Source organism: Burkholderia sp. IMCC1007 (assembly GCF_027257875.1).
Taxonomy (GTDB): domain Bacteria; phylum Pseudomonadota; class Gammaproteobacteria; order Burkholderiales; family Burkholderiaceae; genus Burkholderia.
On sequence record NZ_JAPVQY010000004.1, the window covers coordinates 13403 to 39211 of the forward strand.

Consider the following 25809-nt stretch of genomic DNA (forward strand, 5'->3'; position numbering starts at 1 on the left):
CGCGCCATCATGGCCCATAACACGAAGACATCGCCCCATCACAACCGGAGCCGCACATGACCGTGCGTCGCTTCGACGTCGTCGTGGCCGGCGGCGGTCTCGTCGGCATGGCGCTCGCGTGGGGCATCGCGCGGCTCGGCAAGCGCGTGGCCGTGTGCGACGGCGACGACATCGCATATCGCGCGGCACGCGGCAACTTCGGGCTGGTGTGGGTACAGGGCAAGGGCGGACGCTGCCTGCCGTACGCGCGCTGGTCGCGCGAATCGTCCGAGCGCTGGCACGCATTCGCCGCGCAATTGCAGCGCGCGACCGGCGTGGACTGCGGGTTCGAGCGCCCGGGCGGAATCGAACTCTTCGAACACGATGCCGAGCTGGAAAACGCGACCGCGCTGCTCGACTCGCTGCATCGGCAGGACGCGGCGCTGTCGTACGACGTGCTCGATCCGGCCGCGCTGCGCAAACGGATTCCGGCCGCGTCGCCGACGCTGGCCGGCGCGCTGTGGTCGCCGAACGACGGGCATGCGAATCCGCTCTACACGCTGCGCGCGATGCTGCAGGCGTTCCTGCAAAGCGGCGGCGTGTACCTGCCGCGCAACGAAGTCACCGAGATTCGTCCGCGCGCCGCGCGCTTCGACATCGATACGCGCGAAGGCCCGCTCGAAGCCGGGCGCGTGGTGCTCGCGGCCGGCCTCGACAACGCACGGCTCGCACCGATGGTCGACATGCTCGCGCCGATCGCGCCGCTGCGCGGCCAGATCATGGTGACGGAGCGCCTCGCACCGTTTCTCGCCTATCCGACGCTGGTCGTGCGCCAGACGCCGGAAGGCTCGGTCCTGCTCGGCGACTCGGCCGAAGACGTCGGCTTCGACGACGGCCAGACGCGCCCCGCGATGGTCGACATCGCACGCCGCGCACGCGCCGCGTTTCCGGCACTCGCGCGCGCACGAATCGTGCGCGCGTGGGGCGCGCTGCGCATCATGACGCCCGACGGGCTGCCGGTCTACGAGGAATCGACCCGGCACCCCGGCGCGTTCGTCGCGATCTGCCATAGCGGCGTGACGCTCGCGGCCGCGCATGCCGATCTCGTCGCGCCGTGGATCGCGGGCGACACCGCGCCGGCCGACCTGTCCGCCTTCACCACCGCGCGCTTTGCCGCGCCCACGGATGCCCGGCATGTTTGAATCCATCGTTCCCGCCGCCGCGACGCTCGCGCGCGTGCGGATCCATATCGACGGCACGCCGCACGACGTGCCCGCGCATTACAGCGTCGCGGCCGCGATGCTCGCCGCCGGCGCCACGGCATGCCGCACGAGCGCGGTGAGCGGTGCGCCGCGCGGCCCGTTCTGCATGATGGGCGTGTGCTTCGACTGCCTCGTCGAAGTCGACGGCGTGCCCAACGTGCAGGGCTGCATGACGCCCGTACGCGACGGCATGCAGGTATGCGCGATGCACGGCAAGGCGAGGCTCGCATGACGCGCCGCCAGTACGACCTGCTGATCGTCGGCGCCGGGCCGGCCGGGATGGCGGCGGCCACCGCCGCGCGCAGCGCGGGGCTGTCGGTCGTCGTCGCCGATGAAGGCGGCGCGCCCGGCGGCCAGATCTATCGCAACGTCGCGGACGCGCCGCCGACGCTCGCGCGATGGCTCGGCAAGGACTACGAAGCAGGCCGCCCGCTCGTCGACGGGCTGCTCGCGAGCGGCGCGCACTATCTGCCGCGCAGCATGGTGTGGCAGATCGCGCTCGAACCGGAACCGGTCGCGATGCTCACGCAAAGCGGCCCGTCGGGCGGCACGCTCGAAATCGGCGCGCGCGCGGTACTGATTGCAACCGGCGCGCAGGAACGCCCGTGGCCGGTGCGCGGCTGGACCTTGCCCGGCGTGATGGGCGTGGGCGCCGCACAAACCCTGCTGAAATCGTCGGGGCTCGCGCCGTCGGCCGACACCGTGCTCGCGGGCAGCGGCCCGCTGCTGTGGCTGTTCGCCGCGCAGTTGCTGCATGCGGGCCGGCGCGTGCGCGCGCTGGTCGACACGACGCCGCGCGACGCATGGCGCCACGCGCTGCCGCATGCGCTGCCCGCGCTGCGCGGCGCCGACTATCTGCTCAAGGGCTGGCGCATGCTGCGCACGGTGCGCAACGCCGGTATTCCGGTCTATCGCGGCGCGACTGGCGTGCGCATCGACGGCGACGGCCGCGCGCAGCACCTTCGCTTCGTCGACGCGGACGGCATCGTGCAATCGCTCGACACGTCGCTCGTGCTGCTCCATCAGGGCGTGATTCCGTCGACGCAGCTCGCACGCTCGCTCGGCTGCGCGCATGCATGGGACGAACGCGCGGCGTGCTGGCGGCCGCAATGCGACGCGCGCGGGCGCAGCAGCGTCGCGCACGTCTGGATCGCCGGCGACGGCGCGGGCATCGGCGGCGCGCAGGCCGCGGCGGTCGCGGGCGAAGTGTCGGCGCTCGACATCGCGGCCGCGCTCGGCGCACTCGAGCGTCACGCGCAACACGCACGCGAGCGCCCGCTGCGGCACGCGTTGCGCCGCCATCTCGCGGTGCGTCCGCTGCTCGATGCGCTGTACACGCCGAGCGCCGCATTGCGGCGCCCCGACGGCGACACGATCGTATGCCGCTGCGAGGAAATCACGGCCGGCGAGATCCGCGAGCTCGCGGCGCTCGGCTGCCAGGGGCCGAACCAGATGAAGGCGTTCACGCGCTGCGGGATGGGCCCGTGCCAGGGACGCTGGTGCGGCACCACGGTCGGCGAACTGATCGCCGACGTGCAGCAGCGCGACGTCGGCGACGTGGGTCACTACCGGATCCGCGCGCCGATCAAGCCGATCACCGTCGGCGAGATGGCCGACGCCCTCGAACTGTCGAACGATTTCCAGCGCGGCGAATTCCCGAGCTGACGCGCCCCCCCACGCTACCCCCAACGCTAGTCCACACGAACGGAGCCTGATCATGAAGAACAAGACGCGCATCACGATACTGCTGTCCGCGGCCGCGATGGCCTTCGCGACGCTCGCCTCGGCGAAGGAATGGACGACGATCCGCATCGGCGTCGACCCCACCTACCCGCCGTTCGAATCGACCGCGACCGACGGCAGCGTCAAAGGGTTCGACATCGATCTCGGCAATGCGCTGTGCGCGAAGCTCAACGCGAAATGCGTATGGGTGTCGAGCAGCTTCGACGGGCTGATCCCGGGGCTGCAGGCGCGCAAGTTCGACGTGATCCTGTCGTCGATGGCCGCGACCGAACAGCGCCGCCAGCAGATCGACTTCACCGATCGCCTGTACCGCAACCAGACGCGACTGATCGCGCGCACCGGCTCGGGGCTGCTGCCCGACGCGGCGAAGCTCGCGGGCAAGCGCGTCGCGGTCGAACAGGGGACGATCCAGGAAACCTATGCGCGCGAGAAATGGGCGGCGGCGAAGGTCGAGGTGGTGCCGTATCCGAGCTACGACCAGGCGTATGCGGACCTCGTGACCGGGCGCGTCGACGGCGTGCTGATGGATGCGGTGCAGGGCCAGCTCGGCTTCCTGTCGACGCCGCGCGGCAAGGGCTTCTCGTTCGCGGGGGGCGTCGTGTTCGACCCGAAGATCATGGGCAACGGCGACGCGGCCGGCGTGCGCAAGGCGGACACCGACCTGCGCGACGCGTTGAACCGCGCGATCGCGCAGATTCGCAGCGACGGCACGTACAACAAGATCCAGTCGAAGTACTTCGACTTCGACATGTACGGGAATTGACGCAAGCATGCGTATCGCGCAGCCGCGCGTGCCCGCCGCAAAGCCAGCGAGCGGCGGGTAAGCATGCGGCGGAGGGAAGTGCGCGGAAGTACGCGGAAAAAGCGCGAACGGCAGGAACGGCAGCGTTCCGGCGCGCGGCCGGCGTCAGGCGTCAGGCTTCACGCTTCGCGCTCGTAGCGCTGCATCACTTCGTACCAGATCTCGCTGACCTTCCTCGCGATGGCGTCCGCGGTCGGAAACGCGTCGACCAGCACCGCGTCGTTCGCGACGAAGCGCTCGCGCAGCGATTCGATCGTCATCGTGATCAGGATGCGGATCGTGCCTGCATATTCGATGCGCTCGGCGCCGACGAATTCGCGGCCGCGCCGCCGCCCCGAAACATGCACGATCTTCATCGCCCATTGTTCGTTGCGCCGTTCGCGGACCTTGCGCAGCGCTTCGTTGCGATGGATCGCGGCGAACAGGTTCGCGTTGGCCGCATAGGCGCGCGAGTACCACGTGTTGGCTTCGAGGATCGCATCGAACGTCGACAGCTCGCGCGAGCTGCTGACGCGGGTGCCCTCGATGTATTCGAAGAACAGGTCGAGCACCTCGAAGATGCAGTCGTCGATGTCCTTGAAGTGGTTGTAGAAGGTGCTGCGCGCCAGCCCGGACTGGGCCAGCACGAATTCGACGGTGGGGTTCTGCGCGGAATGTTCCTGCAGGAAGCGCGCCGCGATCGTCATGAACACGTACCGGGTGCGCTCCCGCTTCGACAACGACCGATCCAGGGTCTTGCGGCCCAGCATCTCCTCGAATCGCAGGGATGAAGGTTCGCTGCCCACCCCGGAAAGCGAGTCTGCCGTCATCGACTTCCCCCGTTACGCCTGTGAAAACGGCGATTATACCGAACGCGATCGTGCGACTTTTCGCGTGACGCCGCGCGCCCGGGCGCGGCCGTGCCGCGACATGCAGGCAGCAACGGCGCGCGTACGCACGCGATGCCGGTCACGCGAAATGACATGCGACCTGCTGCGGCGAGCCGGACCTCGACACCAGCGGCGGCACCGCTTGCGCGCACTCGGGCCGCGCCATCCAGCAGCGCGTGCGGAACCGGCAGCCCGACGGCGGATCGGTCGGGCGCGGCAATTCGCCGGCCAGCACGCGCGGCTGACGGCTGCGCTCGGTGTGCGGGTCGGGTGCGTTCGCGCTGTCGACGAGCGCCTGCGTGTACGGGTGACGCGGCGCTTGCAGCACATCCGCGGCCCGGCCCGATTCGACCACGCGCCCCATGTACATCACCGCGATGTCGTGCGACACGTTGGCCACGACCGCCAGATCGTGCGAGACGAACACGTACGACACGGCAAGCTCGTCCTGCAGTTCGCGCAGCAGGTTCACGACCTGGGCCTGCACCGACACGTCGAGGGCCGACACCGGCTCGTCGCAGATCACGGCGCGTGCGGGCCGCACGAGCGCGCGCGCAATGCCGACGCGCTGCAGCTGGCCGCCCGACAGCGAAAACGGATAGCGCTTCGCGTGCGCCGCATGCAGGCCGACTCGTTCGAGCATGGCGACCGCCCGCGCGTCGCGCTCGCCCTTCGGCACGTGCGGCTCGTGGATGTCGAGCGGCTCGCGCACGATCTCGCCGATCGTCAGCCGCGGGTTGAGCGCCGTGTACGGCGACTGGAACACCATCTGCACGTCGCGCATGACCGCGCGCCAGTGCTGGCCGCGCAGCGTCGACACGTCGACGCCGCCGACCCGCAGCGTGCCTGCGGACGGCGCCAGAATGCCGACCAGCATGCGCGACAACGTCGACTTGCCGCAGCCCGACTCGCCGACGATGCCGAGCGTGCGCCCGCGCGCGAGCGACAGCGACACGTCGTTGACCGCGTCGAGCGTGACCGCCCTGGCCGGCCACGGTCGTGGCAGGCGGAAGCGCCGTCCGAGGCCGGTCGCGCACAGCACCGGCGTTTCGTCGACGCCGTGCGTTGCGTTCGCAACATCAAGCGCGTTCTGCATGGATCACCTCGTCCGGAGTAAAGCGGCATTGCGACGATCGCCCGTCGGCGAACCGGATCGGCTGCGGCAGTTCCTGCGCGCAACGATCGATCGAGACCGGGCAGCGCGGATGGAACGGACAGCCCGACGGCATCGTGTGCGGCGTCGGCGGCGCGCCGGCGATCGCCCGCAGCGCCTGGCCCGGCCGGTCGAGGCGCGGCATTGCCTTCAGCAGCGCGCGCGTGTACGGATGGGCCGGCTCGTCGAACACGTCGACGACCGGACCGGTCTCGACGGCACGCCCCGCGTACATCACCAGCATCCGGTCCGCCATCCGCGCGACGACGCCCATGTCGTGCGTGACGATCAGCACCGCCATCCCGAGTTCGCTTTTCAGGCGCATCAGCAGTTGCAGGATTTGCGCCTTGATCGTCGCGTCGAGCGCGGTGGTCGGCTCGTCGGCGATCAGGATGTCGGGCTCGAGCGCGAGCGCCATCGCGATCAGCGCGCGCTGGCGCATGCCGCCCGAGAACTCGTGCGGATAGCGATGCGCGCGCTCTTCCGGCGACGGGATGCCGGTCAGCGTCAGCAGTTCGACCGCACGCTGCATCGCCGCGCGGCGCGACACGCCGCGATGCACCATCAGCGTCTCGGCGATCTGGAAGCCGACCGTCGTGCACGGATTGAGCGCGGCGAGCGCGTCCTGGCTGATCAGCGCCATGCGCTCGCCGCCCAGGCGCCGGCGAGCGGCCGCGCCGAGCGTGTGAATCGGCTGGCCGGCCAGCAGGATCCGGCCGTCGGTGCGCGCATTGCCGGGCAGCAGGCCCATCACGGCCTGCGCCATCGTCGACTTGCCGGAGCCGGATTCGCCGATCACCGCGAACACCTCGCCGCTGCCGACCGAAAACGACAGATCGCGCACCACCTGCACGCTGTCGGCGCCGAGCCCGAACGACACGTTCAGGCCGGCGACTTCGAGCACCGGCGTGCCGGCCGGGCAACGTGGCTTGGACGCGTTCATTTTGCGGAAACCTTGACCGTGGCGAGGTCGAAGTTGTCGCCGAAGCGCGCATCCCACTGCAGCCGCCTCGAGAATCCGTAGATCGACGCGGCCTGCCAGACCGCGGCGACGTAATAGCGATCGTGCACGAGCTTCTGCGCGGCCTTCCAGTCGTCGGCGCGCTTCGCGTCGTCCATCTCGCCGGCGGCTTGGGCGGCGAGCCGGTCGAACTCGGGGTCGTTGGTCACGCTCAGCGGCGAGCGCGAATTGAGGAACGAGTTCATCTTGCTCGCATCGCCTTCGCCGAAATCCCAGCCGATGATGTAGAACGGGCCGCCGCTCTTCGTCTGCATCAGCCCGATCAGCCGGCCCCACTCCATTACCTGCGGCTGGATCCGGAAGCCGGTCGAGTTCAGCTGCGCGTTGATCGCCTGGTAGATCTCGCGGTCGTTCACATAGCGGCCGTCGGACGTGTAGGTCTTCAGCTCGATGGCCTTGCCGCCCAGCAACGTCTTCGCATCCTTGCGGTCGGTCGGATACGGCTTGATCGACTTGTCGAACTGCACGACGGTCGGCGCGAGCGGAACGGCGAGCACGCGGCCGTACTTGCCGAGCACGTGCGTGACGATGTTGTTGATGTCGAGCGATTCGACGAAGGCCTTGCGCACGTTGATGTCGTTGAACGGCGGACGGCGCGAATCGAGCAGCAGCGTGTGCACGAGCCCGTCCGTGCTGGTGATCACCTTCGCGTTCTGCGCCTTGTCGATGCGATCGACGTCGGCGATCGGCACGCGCTGGATGATGTCGACCTCGCCCTGCAGCAGCGCGTTCACGCGCGTGCCGTTTTCCGGGACGAAGGTGAAGCGCCCGCTCGTCGCATCGGGCTTCGTCCCCCAGTAGGCGGCGTTGCGCTCGAGCGTGATCGAGCTGCCCTTGTGCCATTCCGCGAGCTTGTACGGGCCCGAACCGAGCGGCTTGTCGTTGACTTCCTGCTGGCTGTGCGCCTCGAAATAGTGCTTGGGCACGATGAACACGCGACCGCTGCCGCCGATCGGCTGCATGCGCCGCGGCAGCAGCGGGTCGGGCGTCTTGGTGCGGATCTGCACGGTCGACGGATCGGCGACGATCACCTCCGCGATCGACGCGAGCTGCGATGCGTGCGGGGAATTCGTCGCGGGATCAAGGATGCGATCGATCGAATACTTGACGTCGGCCGCGGTGAGCGGCTTGCCGTCCTGGAACCGGACGTCGTTGCGCAGCTTGAATTCCCACAGCGTCGGCTCCTTCAGCGTGTACGACGTCGCGAGGTTCGGCAGCAGCTTGCCGGTCTTCGGATCGAGCGCGAGCAGCGTTTCGTAGATCTGACTGATGATCGCCAGGTCGGGGCCGTTCGCGGTGCGCGCCGGGTCGAGCTGATCGATGCCGCCCGACAGCGCGATGCGCAGGTCGGTGGCCGCGGCCATCGCCGGCTGCACCGTCAGCGCGCCGCACGACACTGCGAGCGCGACACCCAGCGAGCGGCACGCATGCAGCGCGACCGTCCGCAACGATCGTTTCCCGACCAAGTCTCCGGTTTTCATGGGCTGTCCCTTCGAGTTGAACTGCGTGGTGGTTGAGGACGCGGCGGCTCTAGCGCCGGTTCAGTTTGGGATCGGATGCGTCGCGCAACTGCTCGCCGAGCACGTTGATCGACAGCACCAGCAGGAAAATGCACGAACCGGGGAAGACGGTGAGCCACCAGGCGGTCTCCATGTAGTCGCGCCCTTCGCTCAGCATGCGTCCCCAGGTCGGCGAGTCCGTCGGCACGCCGAGCCCGACGAAGCTCAGCCCGCTTTCCATCACGATCGCGGTGCCGAACGCGAAGGTCGCGAGCACCAGCACGTTCGGCAGCACGTTGGGCAGGATGTGCCGGAACAGCACGCGTGCCAGGCTGCCGCGCATCACGAGCACGGCCTCGACGTATTCGAGCTGCCGGATCTGACTCGTATCCGAATACGTGACGCGTGCGAACGGCACCCAGCTGCCGAGCGCGATGACCGCGACCACGAGCGGCACGCTCGGGCTCAGGATGCCGACGATCGTGATCGCGAGCAGGAAGAACGGAAACGACAACTGGATGTTCGACAGGTACATCAGCAGAACGGCGAAGCGTCCGCCGCGATAGCCGGCGAGGATGCCCGCGCCGATGCCGAGCGCCGCCGCGAGCGACACCGACGCGAGCGACACGAACAGCGCGGGCCGCGCGCCCATGATCAGCAGCGACAGCACGTCGCGGCCGAGCGCATCGGTGCCGAACCAGTAGCGTCCGTCCGCGCCCATCGTGCCGGGCGGCAGCAGCCGGGCGCCGAGATCCTGCAGCGTCGGGTCGAACGGCGCGAGCGCGTCGCCGGCGCACGCCGCGATCAGCATCGCGAGCATGAAAGCCGCGCACAGCGTCATCAGCGCCGGCTGCCGTGCGATGCCGCGGCTGACGCGCCGCCACGCCGATGCGGACAAAGCGGAAGTGGTCGATAGCATCATGTCTGCCTCAGTCTCGGGTTGACGATCCGGATCACGATCTCGACGGCCACGGTGATCACCGCGAAAATCACCGCGACATACGCGACGACGCCCTGGATGATCGGGAAGTCGCGACGCTGGATCGATTCGATCGCGAGCCGCCCGATACCGGGCCAGGAAAACACCGTTTCGGTCAGCACCGCGCCGCCGAACAGCGTGCCGATCTCGAGCGCGATGAGCGCGAGCACCGGCACGATCCCGTTGCGCATCACCGTGCGGAAGATCACGCGCCGCTCCGGCATGCCTTTCGCGCGCGCCGCGTTGACGTAGCTGGCCGGCAGCACTTCGAGCATCGACGAGCGCGTGAGCCGCGTGACGCCCGGAAACACATACAGCGCGAGCGTGAGCGCCGGCAGCACCAGATGGCGCCAGCCGCCGATCCCGTAGGTCGGCAGCCAGCCGAAGCCGACCGCGAACACCTGGATCATCAGCAGGCCCATCCAGAACGACGGCACCGACGCGCCCGCGACGCTCGCCACCTGCACCGCGCGGTCGAGCCAGCCGCCGCGCCGCGTCGCCGCCAACACGCCGAGCGGGATCGCCAGCCCCAGTGCAATCGCGAGCGCGGTGGTCGCGAGCAGCGCCGTGTTCGGCAGGCGGCGCATGATGATCGACGTCACCGTGTCGCCGTCGAAGTACGAGTTGCCGAATTCGCCGTGCGCGGCCCCCTCCATGTAGCTCAGGTACTGCGCGGGCACCGGCTTGTCGAGCCCGAGCTGCTTTTGCAGCGCAACGCGTTGCTCGACGCTCGCGTCCTGCGGCAGGATCTGCGCGGTCGGATCGCCGCTCAGCCGCACCATGAAGAACGTCAGCGTGATCGCCGTGACGACCACGGCGATGCCGAGCACGACCTGTCTGGCGATCAGGTTGAGCATGGCGTCAGCTCCGTCCGGATGCCTTGGCGGCGTAGTACTCCGTGCGCCACTGGATGCCCGCGCTCGGCCCCTGCTCCTTCACGCGGCGCGCGAATTCCCCGCGCGCGTCGTCGTCCATCATCGACAGGTAGGCCGCCGCCTCCACCCAGCCGTCGATATGCGCGGCCATCCCCTGGGCCTCGTACGCGCGATTGATGCCGACCTTGTTGATCGCCACCGCCGACGGCGGCAAGCGCAGCAGCGTCTGCGTCAGCGCGTCGACGGCCGCATCGAGCCCGTCGTCCGGCACCACGCTGCTGACGATGCCCATCCGCAACGCTTCGGCCGCGCTGAACTGGCGGCCGGTCAGCAGGATGTCCTTCGCGACCTTGTGATTGACGAGCCACGGCACCATCATGAAGGCCGGCCCCTCGCCGAACAGGATCTCGGGTTCGCCGAGCCGGCAGCTTTCGGTCGCGATCGTGAAGTCGCACGGCAGCACCAGTTCGAACGCGCCGCCCATGCAGTAACCGTGAATCGCCGCGATCACCGGTTTCTTGCAACGCCACACGGCCCAGCGCGCGCGGTTCGCGATGTCGTGAATCGAATGCAGCTTGTCCTCGAGCGAGTGGTCGCTCATCTGCAGCGACAGGTCGAAGCCCGCGGAGAACGCGCGGCCGTTGCCGCGCAGCACGATCGCGCGGCACGCGGGATCGGCACTCGCCTCGGTCACGCGCTCGCCGATGAACGCATAAATGTCCGGCGTGATCGCGTTGAGTTTTTCCGGGCGGTTGAACGTGATCGTCAGCACGTTGTCGCGCAGCTCGGTGAGTGGCATCGGGATATTCACGTCGGCTCCTTGTCGTTGACGGCGATGGCGGCATCGACGGGAACGAGGTCCCGGCCGACCACCATCACGGGGTTGCATTCGATGCTGTCGATCGCCTGATCGGACCGCAGCGCGGCGTCGAGCTGGTTGAGCAGCCCGGCCAGCGCAACGGTGGAAACGGCCGGTTCGCCGCGGAACGGGCCCCACGCGGCGGCGCTCGTGAGGCGCGCCAGCGCGCGCGCCACGCGCTCCGGCGTCGCGGGCAGCAGCACCACGGCGACGTCGTCGAGCGCTTCGGTCAGCACGCCGCCCAGGCCGATCAGCCCGAGCGACGCGAGCGACACGTCGCGCCGCACGCCGACGATCAACTCGCGGCGGCGGCCGAAATCGCGCGTCACCGTGAAACCGGCGAGCGCGCGCGGGCCGAGCGCCTGCGCGACGGATGCCGCGATCGCGTGCGCCGCCTCGCGCACGCCGTCCGCGCTGCCGACGCCGGTCCGCACGCCGCCGACGTCGCTCTTGTGCGCGACGCCCGGCAGGATCGCCTTCACGACGACCGGATAGCCGAGCCGCCCGGCCTGTTCGGCGGCCGCGTGGGGTGTGTCGGCCGTGAGCACGTCGGGCAGCGTCACGTCGTAGCGGGCGAGCAGCCGGTACGCGTCGACTTCCGACGCGTACGCGTGCGGCGCCGATGCCGGCGCGGCAGCCGCACGGGCTGCCGCCGCGCGCCGCGGCGCGGCTTCGCCGGCCCGCGCGAGGAAGCGGCCGCGTTGGCGCAGCGCCGCGAGCGCGACGCCGACCGACTCGATCGATTCGAGGCACGGCACGCCGGATGCCCGCATCGCGGTGAACGACGGATGCACGCGGTCCGCATACGGCGTGTAGAACAGCAACGGCTTGCCGAGCTTCGCCTGCAGCGCACCGAGCAACGGTGCGGCGCTGACGTAGTCGTGCGGGCTGTCCGGGTCGAGCGCGCCGCCCTTCCACAGCCCGTACAACCCGTAATTGACGGCCGCGCTGAACGACGGGCACGCGTTCATCACGAGTTCGGTCAACGACGAGAACAGGCTCGGGTCGCGGATGTACGCGCCGGTCATGTCGACCGGATTGCGCTTCGGCGCCCACGCGGGCAACAGGCCGGACAGCGTGTCGACGAGCGGCGCCGGAAACGCCGGCACGCGCAGCCCGACCGCTTCGACCTCGTCGGTGCAGACGATCGAGTGGCCGCCGCCCGAGCCGACGATCGCGACGTCGTCGCCGGTCATCGGCGGACACCGCATCAACGCTTCGGCCGCCGGCAGCAGATGCTCGAGTTCGCGCACCTCGATCACGCCGGCTTCCTCGAACAGCGCGCGATACACGCGCTCGGACGACGACAGCGACGCCGTGTGCGATTGCGCGGCGCGCTGCCCGGCCGACGCGCGCCCGCCCTTCAGCACGACGATCGGCTTCGTGCGCGACACGCGTGCACAGGTCTCGAAGAACGCATCGCCGCTGCCCGGACGCAGACCCTCGAGGTAGATCGCGATCACGCGCGTGTCGTTGTCCTGCCCGAGATAGTCGATGTACTCGTGCATCGGAATGTCGGCCTGGTTGCCGAAGCCGGCGAAGCACGAAAAGCCGAGATCGTGCTTGCGCGCCTGATCCCACAGCGTGACCGCGACGTTGCCGCTTTGCGATACCAGCGCGACGTTGCCGATCGGCAGCGGCGAGATCTCCGTCAGGTTCAGCCCGACGTGGAGATTGAACAGCCCCATGCAGTTCGGCCCGACGATGCGCATCCCGTGCGCATTGCAGGCCCGCACCATGTCGGCCTGCATCTGCTCGCCGGCCGCGCCCATCTCGGCGAAGCCCGCGGTAAACACCACCGCGAACGCGGCGCCGCGCGCGGCCACCGCTTCGAGCACCGCCGGCGTTTGCGCGGGGCCGAGCAGGTTGACCGCGACGTCGATGTCGGGCGGAAGCTCGGCCGGATCGGTGTGGATCGTCAGGCCGTCGAGCTCGCCGGCCTGGCGGCCGAGCAGCGAGATGCGGCCGGCGAAGCCGGCGTCGATCAGCGCGCGCAGGAACGTGTAGCCCAGCTTCCCGGTGTCGCGGGACACGCCGAGCAGCGCGACGTGGCGCGGCCGGAACAGGCGGTGCAGAGGATGAGTCGTGCTCATGTTCGGATCAGGCTCCAGAATGATCGGACGACGAATGAACGGATGCGCCCGCATCGGCGAAACGCGGCGCGCGCTTTTCCAGGAAGGCCGCGATCCCCTCGCGGGCATCGGCGCCTCGATGCAGGCGCAGCGCGGTCTCGGCTTCGTAACGTTCGGCCCTGATGCTGCCTTCGCGCAGGCCGAGATTGAATCCGGATTTCACCGCCTGCACGACCGCGGGCGAACGCGACGCGATCAGTTCGGCGAGCGCGAGCGCTTCGGCCAGCGCCTCACCGCGCGGCACCAGGCGCGACACCAGCTCGCATCGCGCGGCGTCGTCGGCCGACATGGGGTTTGCGGTCAGCATCATTTCGAGTGCGCGGGCCGGTGCGATCAGCTGCGGCAGCCGGTACAGCTGGCCGCCTTCGGGCAGGATGCCCAGGCGCGCGCCCGGCGAGCCGAACACCGCGTTCGCGGCGGCAATGCGCAGGTCGCACGACAGCGCGAGCATGAAGCCCGCGGCCCAGCAGTGTCCGTTGATCGCGGCGATCACCGGCTTGCGCATGGTCAGCGGCCGCACGAACGGCGCCTCGCCGACCGTGCTGCGCGCATGCGCGCCCGACGCCAGCTCGTTCAGGTCATGCCCGCTCGAGAACGCCAGGTCGCCCGCGCCCGTGACGACCACGACGCGTATGCGCGGATCGGCTTCGGCGTCGTCGAATGCGGCGAGCAGTGCCACCGACATCGCTTCGTCGAACGCATTGCGGATGCGCTCGTTGCAAATGGTCAGGACGCGCACCGCATCGCGCGTTTCCACCCGGATCTCACCCATGGATCTCGTGCTCCACATGAAAATGAACTATCTGTTCGATTTCGTACTTGATGTGTTTTTATGAATCTTATGTACGGAAATCGCGGGTTTCCATGAGCGTTAACCCGCCTGCGTCGCGCGGCGATGCCGGGCGCGCGCACGGGCGCACGGTGCGACGCCGTGGATGACGGAACTGCCGGATAGGGAATCGGCGCGATTTGCTGCGGCGCCGCAGCGCTTGCGTGCGCATCGGTCGTGCCTGCTGCGCGAACGCGACTGCGACTGCGACTGCGTTGCGCAACCCATGCACACAGTCGACCGACGAATCGAAGCGGCGCGTTCCGCACGCGCACGACATCGCGACAACTTAGTCTTACTGACAATATTCGACCGACCAAACCGGCTATAATGCGCGCTTTCGGTTTGGTCGTTGCCATGAAGCCGCTCGCGGTTCCCTCTCTCGCGAACATCGCGTCGCGCCTTCGCCTGAAGCAGCTCAAGCTGCTGATCGCGCTCGAAAACCATGGCTCGCTGCACAAGGCCGCCGAAGAGATCGCGATCTCGCAACCCGGCGCCACCAAGGTGCTGCGCGAAATCGAAGACATCCTCGGCATGCCGCTGTTCGAGCGACAACCGAAAGGCCTCGTCGCCAACGATCTCGGCCGCTGCGTCACGCGCTATGCGCGCCTCATCTACAGCGATCTCGAACACCTGCATACCGAAGTGCTTGCGATCACGCAGGGGCATGGCGGCCATCTGGCCGTCGGCGTGATCATGGGGGCGGTGCCGCTGCTGACGCGCGCGCTCACCGAGCTGCGCCGCCGCCAGCCGCACCTGTCGGTCGAGCTCGTCGAAGGCACCAGCGCGAGTCTGCTCGCGCTGATCGACGACGGCCGCATCGATCTCGCGATCTGCCGCAACGGCAACAGCCGGCGCCCGGAAGCGTACGACTACGTGCCGCTCAAGGCCGAACCGCTCGCGGTCGTGACCGCCCGCAACCATGCGCTGGCCGAACGCGACGCGCTGACGCTGCGCGATCTCGCCGATGCGGAATGGGTCGCGTATCCGGTCAACACGCCGATGCGGCTCGCGCTCGAACGCGCACTCGCGGATGCCGGCATCGACGTGCCGCGCTATCCGATCGAAACGGCTTCGACGTTCGCAACGCTGACGCTGTTGCAGGCCAACCCGGAACTCGTCGCGGTGATCCCGCGCGAAGTCGCCGAGTTCGGCGAGCGCTTCGGCCTCGTCACGTGCCTGCCGGTCGCGATCGCCGCGCTCGACGAGCCGTTCGGCGTGGTGGCCCGCACCTTCGCGCACCTGACGCCAGGCGCGCGCATGCTCGTCGAGACGCTACAGGATCACACGCTTACTTGATCGGCGAGAACGCTGCCGGACGCAGCAGCTTCGATTCCATCTTCTCGAGCATCGGGAACGCCTTCGGCACGAACTTCTCGAGCCAGTCCGGATCCTCGTACAGCGCGGTGCGTCGCTTGATGCGATCGTCGAGGCTTTCGTACGCCCAGATATGAACGACCTGGTTCAGCTCGCCGATTTCCGTGTACCACCAGCCGACCAGCGTCGCATAGCGGGAAATCACCGGCAGGCCTTCCTTCTCGAAGTGCCGCAGGTACTCGTTCATCTTGCCGATCTGGACCGTGTAGGTCCGCATTTCGTAATACATGACTGCTCCTGGTTGAATCGAATCGGGAAATCGGGAAATCGGTGAATGGCGGATGCCGCGCGCTCAGATCTCGCCGGCGTACGCGGCGCGGATGATCGCCTCGACGTCGCGCGCGGTGGTCAGGCGCGGATTGACGAGCACATTGCCGCTGCGCATCGAGTCGGCGATCATCTGCGGCAGGTGCTCGAGATCGACGCCGAGTTCGCGGATGTTCGACGGGATTGCGAGCGCGCGATTCAGCTCGACGATCTGCTCGACCAGCCCGCGTGCGGCCGTTTCCGCGTCGACGCCCGTCACGTCGCCGCCGAGCGCTTCCGCGATGTCGCGATACAGCGCCGGGCATGCCGGCCGGTTGAAGTCGATCACGTACGGCAGCAGCGCCGCATTCGCGATGCCGTGCGCGATGTTGAACACGCCGCCCATCGTGTGCGAGATCGCGTGCACATTGCCGAGCTTCGACTGCGAGAACGCGACGCCGGCGAGGAACGAGCCGAGCAGCATGTCTTCGCGCGCCGCGAGATCGGAGCCGACGTAGAACGCGGCGCGCAGGCTGCGGCCAATCAGGCGGATCGCACCGAGCGCGAGCGACTGGCTCACCGGGTTCGCCTGCTTCGACACGTACGATTCGATCGCATGGGTCAGCGCATCCATGCCGGTGGCCGCGGTGATCGGCGCGGGCAGCTTCAGCGTGAGTTCCGCATCGAGGATCGCGAGCTTCGGGAAAATCCGGTGGCTCACGATCACGGTCTTGAACAGCGTCTCCTTGTTCGTGAACACCGTCGACGCCGTGCATTCGCTGCCGGTGCCCGACGTGGTCGGGATCGCGAAGATCGGCAGCGGCTCGACCGGAATCTTGTTGTAGCCCTCGTAGTCGAGGATCGTGCCGCCGTTGGTCGCCATCGCGGCGACGCCCTTCGCGGTATCGATGCTGCTGCCGCCGCCGACGCCGATCACCGCGGTGCAGCGGTGCTCCTTCAGGAACGTCAGCGCGCTGTCGAGCACCGCCGTGCTGGGGTTCGCCTCGACGCCCGAGAAGATCGCGTACGCGACGTCCGCGTCGCGCAGCGATGCGAAGAAACCTTCGAGTACGCCGCTCTTGATCAGGCCTTCGTCGGTCACGACGAGCAGCTTGCCGCTGAACAGCGGCTTCAGCAGTTCGCCGGCCTGGCGCGCGAGGCCGTTGCCGAATTTCAGCGTGGTGGGGAAAAAGTACTGGAAGGGGTTCATGGTGCTGTCTCCGTGTGAAATCGCTGCACCGAACACTACAAGCCGCCCATCGCCGCCGGTAATGAAAAAACCGGATCGCCCGATAACGGCTGCTTATTCCCCGTCGCGCGCCCTTGTGCCGTTCCGTTTGGTTATCACGCGATCACGAAGCGTCATTAGGCAAGACGCGGCCGCCGCCCTACAGTCGCTGCTCGGGACGCGTCATCGCCCCTGCAACCATAACGACGGAGACACCATGCCCCCCTCGAATTCCCCTGCCGCCTCGGCGGCCGCACCGGCCGCACCCGCGTCGCTCGACGCGGCGGCCCGACCGACCAGCGTCCGCTGGCGCATCTTCCTGATCATGTTGCTGCTGGTCGCGATCAACTACATCGACCGCGCGTCGCTGTCGGTCGCGATGCCGCTGATCGCGCCGGAATTCAACATGTCGCCCGCGCTCGAAGGGCTGATGCTCAGCGCGTTCTTCTGGTCGTACGCGCTGATGCAGATTCCGGTCGGCGTGATGCTCGACCGCTATCACACGCGCGGCATCATCGCGACCGCCACGCTCGCGTGGGGCGCGTTCCAGGCGCTCGGCGCGGCATCGCACGGCTGGCTGCTGCTGATGCTCACGCGCATGGGCCTCGGCTTCTCCGAATCGCCGGTGTTTCCGGCCGGCGCGAAGCTGATCGGCTCGTGGCTCACGCCGCACGAACGCGGCCGCGGCGCGGTGCTGGTCGACGGCGGCGCGCCGCTCGGCAGTGCGCTCGGCGCGATCCTGATCTCCGGGCTGATCGCGTGGTTCGGATCGTGGCGCATCGCGTTCGTGATCGCCGGGGTCGGCACGATGCTGGTGGGCGTGCTCGTGTGGCGCTATATCCGCAACCATCCGTCCGAGCATCCGGGCGTCAACGCGGCGGAACTCGAGCACATCACGCGCGCGAATCCGCCCGCGCAAGCCGCGGCCGAACGCGTGCCGCTGCGCGAACTCGTGAAGGACCGTTCGGTGCTCGCGATGTTCGCCGGCTACAGCTGCATCCTCGCGGTGTTCTACGGGCTGCTCACGTGGATGCCGAGCTACCTGCACAAGACGTACGGCTTCAACATCGCGACGACGGGCGGCGCGACGTTCGTGATCTTCATGTCGGGCTTCGTCGGCGAACTGATCGGCGGCACCATCGGCGACCGCTGGAAAGCGTCGGGCGCATCGCCGAACCTGGTGATGCGCACGATGTTCGGCGGCTCGTCGTTGATCGCGGCGGCGTGCATCCTGGCCGCCGCCTATATCGCGAACGCGAGCGCGGTGGTGCTGCTGCTGAGCGTCGCGATGTTCTTCATCCGCTTCTGCGGGATGTACTGGAGCCTGCCGGCGATCGTCGGCGGCCCCGAGCGCGCCGGCGTGCTCGGCGGCACGATGAACTTCTGCGGCAGCATGGTCGGCGTGGTGGTACCGATCCTGATCGGGCTCATTGTCCAGTGGTCCGGTTCGTACTTCCTCGCGCTGCTGTTCTTCGTCGTGATGGCCGTGCTGATCGCGGTGTTCTCCAGCATGATCGACTACCGGCCGCGCGCGCACGGCTAACCACCTGCTCGCTCGAACCGCGCGTCATACGGCGCCGCAACGACAATGCCCGCTTGCGCGGGCATTCGTTTACCGCTTCGGTTCACGCATTCAACGATCGATCGGCAGCGGCGCATTCGCGGCGACGAGCCCTTGCTCGCGCATCTCGCGCCAGAAGTCGGCCGGAATCGTCGCGTTCAGTGCATCGACGTCTTCCGCGATCCGCGCGGGACGGCTCGCACCGGGAATCACCGACACCGTCGCCGGATGCGCGAGCACGAACTGCAACGCAGCGGCCTTGACCGGCACGTCGTAGCGCGCGGCGATGGCGGTGATGCGCTCGACCTTCGCGACGATTTCCGGCGGCGCCTTCTGGTATTCGAAGTGCGCGCCGCCGACCAGCACGCCCGAGCTGTACGGGCCGCCGACCACGATGCCGACATGGCGCGCGGCGGCCGCCGGCATCACGCGCTGCAGCGCACGTTCGTGATCGAGCAGCGTGTAGCGACCGGCGAGCAGCATGCCGTCCGGTTGCGGCTCGGCGAGGTCGAGCACGAGTTCGATCGGCTCGACGCGATTCACGCCGAGCCCCCACGCGCCGATCACGCGTTCGTCGCGCAGCTTGCTCAGCACGCGGAACGCACCCTTGCGCGCCACTTCGAATTGCGCGAGCCATTCGTCGCCGTAGATGTCCTGCGCGATGTCGTGCACCCACACGATGTCGAGGCGATCGGTGCGCAGGCGCTTCAGGCTCCCTTCGATCGAGCGCAGCGTCGCGTCGGCCGAGTAGTCGCTGACAAGCCGGTTCGCACGGCCATGCGCGAAGATGCCGGTCTTGTCGCCGTAGTCGCGCGTGTTCGCGTGTTCCATCTCATCGAGCACGATGCGGCCGACCTTCGTGCTGATCACATAGTCGTCGCGGCGATGCGCGGCGAGCACGTCGCCCAGGCGCGACTCGGCCAGCCCGGCGCCGTACGACGGCGCGGTGTCGAAGTAGCGGATGCCGCGCGCCCACGCGGCTTCGACCGTCGCGGCGGCTTCTTCGTCGGGGATGTCGCGGAACATGTTGCCGAGCGGGGCGGCGCCGAAACCGAGCGCATTGTCGGCCGGCAGCGTGTCTTTCAGACTCATGCATTTCTCCACAGGTAACGGGAAAGTGCGTCCAGTCTAGGTTGCACGGTTATGTCTGTCCAAGACATAATTCAGCAAACTTGAGTCCCTGAAGGTCTTATATGCTCGACATCCGTCAGCTTCAATATTTCATCGCGGTGGCGGAAGAGGAACACGTCGGCCGCGCCGCGGAACGCCTGCATATTTCGCAGTCGCCGCTCAGCCGCCAGATCGCGCAGCTCGAGGAAAAGCTCGGGTTGACGCTGTTCGAACGCAGCCAGCAGCGCATCCGTCTGACGCGTGACGGGCGCACGTTCCTCAGCGAAGCGCATGCGTTCCTGCGGCATGCGCACCGGCTGGAATCGCTCGCGCGCCGGCTCGGCCGCGGCGACGAAGGCGGGCTCTGCATCGGCTACCTGGAAACGGCCACGCACTCGGGCGTGCTGCCGCGTGCGCTGAAGACGCTGCGCGCCGATCGTCCGGCCGTGCACATCGCGCTGTACAACTACACGTCCGCCGCGCAGCTCGAAGGCTTGCGCGAGCGCAGTCTCGACATCGCGCTCGTCACCGAGCCGCCCGCGCCCGACGATCCCGAACTCGAATCGATGCGCGTGCTGAACGATCCGATGCTGCTCGCGCTGCCCGACGGGCATCCGCTCGCGAAGAAGAAAGCCCTCACGGCCGACGATCTCGCGACCCAGGCATGGATCGGCGTCACGCAGCAGGAAAGCGCGCCGCGCCACGGCGCGTTCGTCGCCGCGTGCGCGAAGGCGGGTTTCTCGCCGGACATCTCCGTCGAGGCGAGCGAGCCGCTCGCGGCGCTCGGGCTCGTCGCCGCCGGGCTCGGCGTGACGATGATCCAGCAGAGCCTGCGTCACCAGGTGCCCGAAGGCGTCGTGCTGCGCGAGCTGCCGTGGTTCAGCTATCGCACGCCGCTGTGGGCCGCGTGGCACAAGGTGAACCTGCGGCCGCTGGTCGGCATCTTCCGCGAGATCCTGACCGGCGAGGACGTCGTCGCCGCGGTCGAATGAAGTGACGTTCGCCGCGCGGCGTGGGAGCGCTCTGAACGCACGCCGCGCGGCCACCGGCATCAGGCTTGTGCATACCGCGGCATGCGCGCCCCGATGCCGGCATGGCGCTCGCACGTTACTTCGCGAGCGTGACCTTCCCGTCGAGCAGCCGGTTCAGCGCCAGCGGATTCGACGTTTTCAGCGCAGCGGGCAGCAGCGCGTCCGGCATGTCCTGATAGCTGATCGGGCGCAGGAAACGCTTGATCGCGAGGCTGCCGACCGACGTCGAGCGCCCGTCCGCGGTGGCCGGATACGGGCCGCCGTGCACCATCGCATGCGCGACTTCCACACCGGTGCCGAACCCGTTCACGAGCACGCGGCCCGCGCGCCGCTCCAGCGCCGGCAGGAACGTGCGCGCGGCGGCATAGTCGGCTTCGTCGATATGCAGCGCGGCCGTCAGCTGCCCTTCCAGCGATTCGATCAGGTCGAGCATCGTCTTCAGATCGGGACACCGAACGATCAGCGATGCCGCGCCGAAGATCTCCTCGTGCAGCGCCTTCGATTCGCGGAATGCGGCAGCGCTCGTCGAGAACAGCACGCCCTGCCCCTGGTTCGCGCCGGTCGGCGCATGCGCGCGTGCGACGGTGCGCACTTGCGGGTGCTGCGCGAACGCGGCCACCGCGCGCTCGAAGCTCTGATGAATGCCCGGCGTGAGCATCGTCGCGGCGGCTGCCTGGGCGAGCCGCTCCGACGCCGCCGCGGTGAAGCGCTCGAGCGCCGGCCCGTCGACCGCGACGATCAGCCCCGGGTTCGTGCAGAACTGCCCGGCGCCGAGCGTCAGCGACTGCACGAACTGCTGCGCGATCGCCTCGCCGCGCGCTTCGAGCGCATTCGGGAACAGCAGCACCGGATTGATGCTGCTCATTTCCGCGTACACGGGAATCGGTTCGGGCCGCGCGTTCGCGATCGCGATCAGCGCGGTGCCCGCATGGCGCGAGCCGGTGAAGCCGACCGCCTTGATGCGCGGGTCGCGCACGAGCCCCTGGCCGATCTCGAGGCCGCTGTCGAACAGCAGCGAGAACGTGCCTTCCGGCATCCCGCATCCGTTCACCGCCTGCTGCACGGCCATCCCGACGAGTTCGGACGTGCCCGGATGGGCGGAGTGCGCCTTGACGACCACCGGGCAGCCGGCCGCGAGCGCCGACGCCGTATCGCCGCCCGCCACCGAGAACGCAAGCGGGAAATTGCTCGCCCCGAACACGGCGACCGGCCCGACGCCGATATGACGCAGGCGCAGATCCGGGCGCGGCGCCGGCTGGCGCGCCGGTTGCGCCGGATCGATGCGCGCTTCGACGTAGTCGCCCGCGCGCACCACGTCGGCGAACATCCGCAACTGGCCGACCGTGCGGCCGCGCTCGCCTTCGACGCGGGCGCGCGGCAGGCCCGTTTCCGCGACGCAGCGCTCGACCAGCACGTCGCCGAGTGCGAGGATGTTCGCCGCGATCGTCTCGAGGAACGTTGCGCGCGCTTCGGGTTGCGTTTCGCGATACGTATCGAACGCGGCCCACGCGAGTGCGCACGCGTCGTCGAGATCGACGACGCTCGCGCCGCCGAATGCGGGCTCCATGCGTTCGCCGCTGGCCGCGTCGAGCGCGTACGTGACGCCGTGAGTGCCGCGCCGCGTGTGCTGGCCGATCAGCAGGTTGCCTGCGATATTCATCAGAATGTGCTCCGAGAAACTCCGCCATCGATGGCGGGACGAAAGAAGTGCTGTTGACGGGCGGCTTCTTTCACGGGTTGGGATCGCCGGTATGATTGTCGTCCGCCGCTACCGGGTGAAATCTGTCGACGGACTCCTCAACAAACAGTTGCGGGCTCGCATCGGGCAATGCATGCATCACCGTCTGGCCTCGCCGCCAATCAGAACGTACCCGGATACGCGCCGCCGTCGAGCAGCACGTTCTGCCCCGTCAGATAGCCCGCATGCGCGCTGCACAGGAATGCGCAGACCGCGCCGAACTCGTCGGCCGAGCCGAAGCGCCCGGCCGGTACGGCCTGCCGCTTCGCTTCGCGCGCCGCTTCGTAATCCTTGCCATCCGCCTTTGCCGATGCGTCGGTCGCCTTCTTCAGGCGGTCGGTGTCGAACAGCCCCGGCAGCAGGTTGTTGATCGTCACGTTGCGCGACGCGATGCGCTTTTGACGCGCGACGCCCGCGATGAAGCCGGTCAGGCCCGTACGTGCGCCGTTCGACAGGCCGAGCACGTCGATCGGCGCCTTCACCGCGCTCGACGTGATGTTGACGATGCGGCCGAAGCCGCGCTCGGTCATCCCGTCGACCGTCGCCTTGATCAGCTCGATCGCGGTCAGCATGTTCGCGTCGAGCGCGGCGATCCAGTCGTCGCGCGTCCATTCGCGGAAGTCGCCCGGCGGCGGGCCACCCGCGTTGTTCACGAGGATGTCGATGTGCGGCGCGGCCGCGAGCGCCGCCGCGCGACCCGCGCTCGTCGTGATGTCGCCGGCCACCGCGATCACCGTGACGGCCGGATCGAGTGCGCGCAGCTCGCGGGCCGTCGCTTCCAGCGCGTCGCTGCCGCGCGCGGTGATCACGACGTTCACGCCTTCGGCGACGAGCGCCTGCGCGCAGCCCTTGCCGAGCCCCTTGCTGGCCGCGCAGACCAGCGCCCAACGGCCTTCTATGTTCAGATTCATGCTTCACTCCAGGAATGCCGTGCGCGCAGTTGCCGCGTTGTGCTCGTGCTCGGGCTGCGATCGATACGATCGAGCCAGAGCCGCCGTGCGTTCGCCCCGTGCCTGCCGCGTGCTGGCGGCACATCGGCGCGCACGTCAGCACTACGCTTGAAAACCCGCGCAATGGGCCAGCATAAGGAGTCCTCCTCCGCGCGACAATTGACAGAAAGTGATACTGAGATAACCGCCGGTTATCGCAGCCACTGCGCCGCGCCACGTGTGTGTGTTCCGCCTTGACCGTCACGCGTGAGCGCGAGCCGCCGCGGCGCCTGTTCGACGAACTGCGCGACGCGTTCAGCGTCGACGCGCGCGACGCCGCGTCTGGCAATCGACGATATCGCGCCCGGGGAGAACCCCGGGTGCGATATCGTCACGCAGTTACATCATCACGCCGCGAATCGCTTCGCCAGCTCCGCGAGACCGTCTTCGTAAATACCGCGGAACAACCGAATCGCTTCGTCGTCCGTCGCGCCGTTCGGCGTGAACGTGCCCGACCACTCGATCGTCGCCGCGTTCGCGCCGTTCTCGTGCACGCGCAGCGTGGAGCGATAGTCGACGACCGGGAACGGTGCGTCGAGGATCGCGTACGTGTAGCTGCGCGCCGCGTCGTCGAATGCGACCAGACGCTCGACGATCGCGTCGCCGTCCGGGTTCGCGAGGCTGCGCACGCGACCGCCGTCGCTCAGCTCGCTCGCCGGGATATACGACAGCCAGTCGGGCAGCGACCCGAAGCCGCCGATCAGTTGCCAGACCGTGTCGGCCGAAGCCGCGACCTGGATGCTTGCATGTGCCTGTGCCATGTCATCACCTTTGACGGTCAACGATCGGTCGGCAGCGGCGCATCGGCTGCAACCAGACCCTGCTCGCGCATTTCGCGCCAGAAGTCGGCCGGAATCACCACGTTCAGCGCGGCCTGGTCTTCCGCGATCCGCTCCGGACGGCTTGCGCCCGGAATCACCGCGGCGGTGGCCGGATGCGCCATCGAGAACTGCAGCGCGGCGGCCTTGATCGGCACGTCGTGACGCGCGGCGATCGCCTTCATCCGTTCGACCTTCGCGATGATTTCCGGCGAAGCCTTCTGGTATTCGAAGTGCGTACCGCCTGCCAGCACGCCCGAGCTGTACGGGCCGCCGACGACGATCCCGACGCCCTGCGCGGCTGCCGTCGGCATCACGCGCTGCAGTGCGCGCTCGTGATCGAGCAGCGTGTAGCGGCCGGCCAGCAGCATGCCGTCCGGTTGCGGTTCCGACAGGTCGAGCACCAGTTCGACCGGCTCGACGCGGTTCACGCCGAGGCCCCATGCGTTGATCACGCCTTCTTCGCGCAGCTTGCTCAGCACGCGAAACGCGCCCTTGCGTGCCACTTCGAATTGCGCGAGCCATTCGTCGCCGTAGAAGTCCTGCGCAATGTCGTGCACCCAGACGATGTCGAGACGGTCGGTGCGCAGGCGCTTCAGGCTGTCCTCGATCGAGCGCAGTGTGGCATCGGCCGTGTAGTCGTTGACGATGCGGTTCGGCCGGCCGTGTTCGAACAGGCCGCCCTTCTCGCCCAGATCGCGCGCCGACACGTCTTCGACTTCGTCGAGGATCACGCGGCCGACCTTCGTGCTCAGCACGTATTCGTCACGCGGATGGTGTGCGAGCGCGTCGCCCAGACGCATTTCGGCGAGGCCGGCGCCATAGAACGGCGCCGAATCGAAATAGCGGATGCCGTGCTGCCATGCGGCCTCGACGGTCGCCGCCGCTTCCGCGTCGGGGATGTTGCGGAACATGTTGCCGAGCGGCGCGGTACCGAAGCCGAGGATCTTTTCTGCGGGAAGCTTGCCTTTGAGACTCATGATTTTCTCCAGGGATGAAGGAAAGTGAGATCAGTCTAGGGAGATGGGTTGAGTCTGTCCAAGACGGAATTCGACAGAGTTGAGTCCCTGGAGGTCTGATTGGGGGTTTAGCGGCGTAGTCGGGTATTTGCCGCCGCGGGCAATTCGCGGGGGAGTCCCGCCCACCAAGGCTGGCGATGGAATCAAGCGTCGATTCGTGATCCGGGATCAAAAATGATTTCCCCGCCGCCCCGTTTTTCCACAGCACCGGGATACCTATATTGAGTGCACTCGCAACGACATCACCGTGGTTGCGGCTCACTCACCCAGACAGGTACCCACCATGAAAACGCTCGTTTCCTCCGCGCTCGCCGCATTGATCATCGCCGCACCGGCCGTTTCGTTCGCGCAGCAGAATGACCATCAACTGACCCGTGCCGAAGTGAAGGCCGAAATGGCCCGCCTCGCGGCCGTCGGCTACACCCCGGCGCTGGACCACAACCAGTATCCGGCCGCGATCCTCGCCGCCGAAAAGCGCGTGCGTGAAAACGCCGTCGCGCAAGCAGCATCCGGCGCGGCACCGGCGGCAGACGCGACCGGTTACGGCAACGCAGGCACCACCCCCAGCGAATCCGGCCGCGCGATGGTGACCAGCGGCCGCGACTCGATCTATCGCGGTCATTGATCGGCATCGACATCGACACGCGCACGAGCACGCCGCTCGCCTCGCGCGCCCGCTCGTCCATCCGT

At 68.3% G+C, this 25809-nt stretch carries 24 protein-coding genes; 8 read left to right on the forward strand and 16 right to left on the reverse strand.

Translation table 11 applies throughout. The features are described from left to right. Positions 1 to 56 precede the first annotated feature (56 nt). Genes O1Q03_RS05595 through O1Q03_RS05610 form a run of 4 tightly spaced genes read left to right on the forward strand, consistent with a single transcriptional unit; the run spans position 57 to position 3747 of the window. Positions 57 to 1181: an NAD(P)/FAD-dependent oxidoreductase gene (locus tag O1Q03_RS05595; RefSeq protein WP_269502084.1), complete on the forward strand. Its 1125-nt coding sequence runs from the start codon at positions 57 to 59 to the stop codon at positions 1179 to 1181. Then, positions 1174 to 1473 carry a (2Fe-2S)-binding protein gene (locus O1Q03_RS05600; RefSeq protein WP_269502085.1) on the forward strand — a complete coding sequence of 100 codons (300 nt, stop codon included), beginning with the start codon at positions 1174 to 1176 and terminating at the stop codon, positions 1471 to 1473. Before O1Q03_RS05595 ends, O1Q03_RS05600 begins: the two co-directional genes overlap by 8 nt. Further along, positions 1470 to 2906 (forward strand): FAD/NAD(P)-dependent oxidoreductase, encoded by a 1437-nt coding sequence (locus O1Q03_RS05605; protein ID WP_269502086.1) that lies wholly within the window; start codon positions 1470 to 1472, stop codon positions 2904 to 2906. Before O1Q03_RS05600 ends, O1Q03_RS05605 begins: the two co-directional genes overlap by 4 nt. 52 nt (positions 2907 to 2958) lie before the next feature. Then, a complete protein-coding gene (locus O1Q03_RS05610; RefSeq protein ID WP_269502087.1) occupies positions 2959 to 3747 on the forward strand; it encodes an ABC transporter substrate-binding protein in 789 nt (262 codons plus the stop codon). A gap of 158 nt (positions 3748 to 3905) precedes the next feature. Here O1Q03_RS05610 and O1Q03_RS05615 read toward each other — a convergent pair whose 3' ends face one another. The 9 genes from O1Q03_RS05615 to O1Q03_RS05655 all read right to left on the reverse strand — a co-directional run bounded on the left by O1Q03_RS05615 (position 3906) and on the right by O1Q03_RS05655 (position 13945). Then, positions 3906 to 4505 carry a TetR/AcrR family transcriptional regulator gene (locus tag O1Q03_RS05615; protein WP_269502088.1) on the reverse strand — a complete coding sequence of 200 codons (600 nt, stop codon included), beginning with the start codon at positions 4503 to 4505 and terminating at the stop codon, positions 3906 to 3908. Positions 4506 to 4734: 229 nt separating this feature from the next. Continuing rightward, a complete protein-coding gene (locus O1Q03_RS05620; protein WP_269502089.1) occupies positions 4735 to 5751 on the reverse strand; it encodes an ABC transporter ATP-binding protein in 1017 nt (338 codons plus the stop codon). Next, positions 5735 to 6751: an ABC transporter ATP-binding protein gene (locus tag O1Q03_RS05625; protein WP_269502090.1), complete on the reverse strand. Its 1017-nt coding sequence runs from the start codon at positions 6749 to 6751 to the stop codon at positions 5735 to 5737. Before O1Q03_RS05625 ends, O1Q03_RS05620 begins: the two co-directional genes overlap by 17 nt. Then, positions 6748 to 8310: an ABC transporter substrate-binding protein gene (locus tag O1Q03_RS05630; protein ID WP_269502091.1), complete on the reverse strand. Its 1563-nt coding sequence runs from the start codon at positions 8308 to 8310 to the stop codon at positions 6748 to 6750. Before O1Q03_RS05630 ends, O1Q03_RS05625 begins: the two co-directional genes overlap by 4 nt. 49 nt (positions 8311 to 8359) lie before the next feature. Then, on the reverse strand, positions 8360 to 9250 hold the full coding sequence (locus tag O1Q03_RS05635; protein WP_269502092.1) for an ABC transporter permease: 891 nt from the start codon (positions 9248 to 9250) through the stop codon (positions 8360 to 8362). Beyond that, a complete protein-coding gene (locus O1Q03_RS05640; RefSeq protein WP_269502093.1) occupies positions 9247 to 10164 on the reverse strand; it encodes an ABC transporter permease in 918 nt (305 codons plus the stop codon). Before O1Q03_RS05640 ends, O1Q03_RS05635 begins: the two co-directional genes overlap by 4 nt. A gap of 4 nt (positions 10165 to 10168) precedes the next feature. After that, positions 10169 to 10993, reverse strand: coding sequence for an enoyl-CoA hydratase/isomerase family protein (locus O1Q03_RS05645; protein WP_269502094.1), 825 nt, complete (start codon positions 10991 to 10993; stop codon positions 10169 to 10171). Then, positions 10990 to 13134 carry an acetate--CoA ligase family protein gene (locus O1Q03_RS05650; RefSeq protein WP_269502096.1) on the reverse strand — a complete coding sequence of 715 codons (2145 nt, stop codon included), beginning with the start codon at positions 13132 to 13134 and terminating at the stop codon, positions 10990 to 10992. The genes O1Q03_RS05645 and O1Q03_RS05650 overlap by 4 nt, the downstream gene beginning before the upstream one ends. Before the next feature lie 7 nt (positions 13135 to 13141). Next, positions 13142 to 13945 (reverse strand): enoyl-CoA hydratase/isomerase family protein, encoded by an 804-nt coding sequence (locus O1Q03_RS05655; protein WP_269502098.1) that lies wholly within the window; start codon positions 13943 to 13945, stop codon positions 13142 to 13144. A gap of 414 nt (positions 13946 to 14359) precedes the next feature. Here O1Q03_RS05655 and O1Q03_RS05660 point away from each other — a divergent pair, with 414 nt between their 5' ends. Beyond that, on the forward strand, positions 14360 to 15301 hold the full coding sequence (locus O1Q03_RS05660; protein ID WP_269502099.1) for a LysR family transcriptional regulator: 942 nt from the start codon (positions 14360 to 14362) through the stop codon (positions 15299 to 15301). Here O1Q03_RS05660 and O1Q03_RS05665 read toward each other — a convergent pair. Together O1Q03_RS05665 and O1Q03_RS05670 are read right to left on the reverse strand one after the other, a co-directional pair. Continuing rightward, entirely contained in the window at positions 15294 to 15608 is a 315-nt protein-coding gene (locus O1Q03_RS05665) for an NIPSNAP family protein (RefSeq protein ID WP_057923989.1), read from the reverse strand. The two genes, O1Q03_RS05660 and O1Q03_RS05665, sit on opposite strands and share 8 nt — an antisense overlap. Positions 15609 to 15671: 63 nt before the next feature. Next, a complete protein-coding gene (locus O1Q03_RS05670) occupies positions 15672 to 16835 on the reverse strand; it encodes an iron-containing alcohol dehydrogenase (RefSeq protein ID WP_269502103.1) in 1164 nt (387 codons plus the stop codon). A 235-nt stretch (positions 16836 to 17070) separates the two neighbouring features. Here O1Q03_RS05670 and O1Q03_RS05675 point away from each other — a divergent pair, with 235 nt between their 5' ends. Further along, positions 17071 to 18396 (forward strand): MFS transporter, encoded by a 1326-nt coding sequence (locus tag O1Q03_RS05675; protein WP_269502105.1) that lies wholly within the window; start codon positions 17071 to 17073, stop codon positions 18394 to 18396. 90 nt (positions 18397 to 18486) lie between these two features. Here the strand turns inward: O1Q03_RS05675 and O1Q03_RS05680 are convergent, their stop codons facing one another. After that, entirely contained in the window at positions 18487 to 19506 is a 1020-nt protein-coding gene (locus O1Q03_RS05680; RefSeq protein WP_269502106.1) for an aldo/keto reductase, read from the reverse strand. Between the two features lie 101 nt (positions 19507 to 19607). Here O1Q03_RS05680 and O1Q03_RS05685 point away from each other — a divergent pair, with 101 nt between their 5' ends. Further along, on the forward strand, positions 19608 to 20516 hold the full coding sequence (locus tag O1Q03_RS05685; RefSeq protein ID WP_269502108.1) for a LysR family transcriptional regulator: 909 nt from the start codon (positions 19608 to 19610) through the stop codon (positions 20514 to 20516). 115 nt (positions 20517 to 20631) lie between these two features. Here the strand turns inward: O1Q03_RS05685 and O1Q03_RS05690 are convergent, their stop codons facing one another. From O1Q03_RS05690 to O1Q03_RS05705, 4 genes are all read right to left on the reverse strand, one after another. Then, complete coding sequence (locus O1Q03_RS05690) at positions 20632 to 22215, reverse strand: aldehyde dehydrogenase (NADP(+)) (protein ID WP_269502109.1); 1584 nt, start codon at positions 22213 to 22215, stop codon at positions 20632 to 20634. Positions 22216 to 22415: 200 nt separating this feature from the next. After that, complete coding sequence (locus O1Q03_RS05695) at positions 22416 to 23204, reverse strand: SDR family oxidoreductase (protein ID WP_269502111.1); 789 nt, start codon at positions 23202 to 23204, stop codon at positions 22416 to 22418. A 425-nt stretch (positions 23205 to 23629) separates the two neighbouring features. Continuing rightward, entirely contained in the window at positions 23630 to 24043 is a 414-nt protein-coding gene (locus tag O1Q03_RS05700; protein WP_269502113.1) for an SRPBCC family protein, read from the reverse strand. 17 nt (positions 24044 to 24060) lie between these two features. Beyond that, positions 24061 to 25080, reverse strand: a complete 1020-nt coding sequence (locus tag O1Q03_RS05705) for an aldo/keto reductase (RefSeq protein WP_269502114.1) — start codon at positions 25078 to 25080, stop codon at positions 24061 to 24063. A gap of 322 nt (positions 25081 to 25402) precedes the next feature. Here O1Q03_RS05705 and O1Q03_RS05710 point away from each other — a divergent pair, with 322 nt between their 5' ends. Next, positions 25403 to 25744, forward strand: coding sequence for a DUF4148 domain-containing protein (locus O1Q03_RS05710; protein ID WP_332112516.1), 342 nt, complete (start codon positions 25403 to 25405; stop codon positions 25742 to 25744). Positions 25745 to 25809 lie beyond the last annotated feature (65 nt).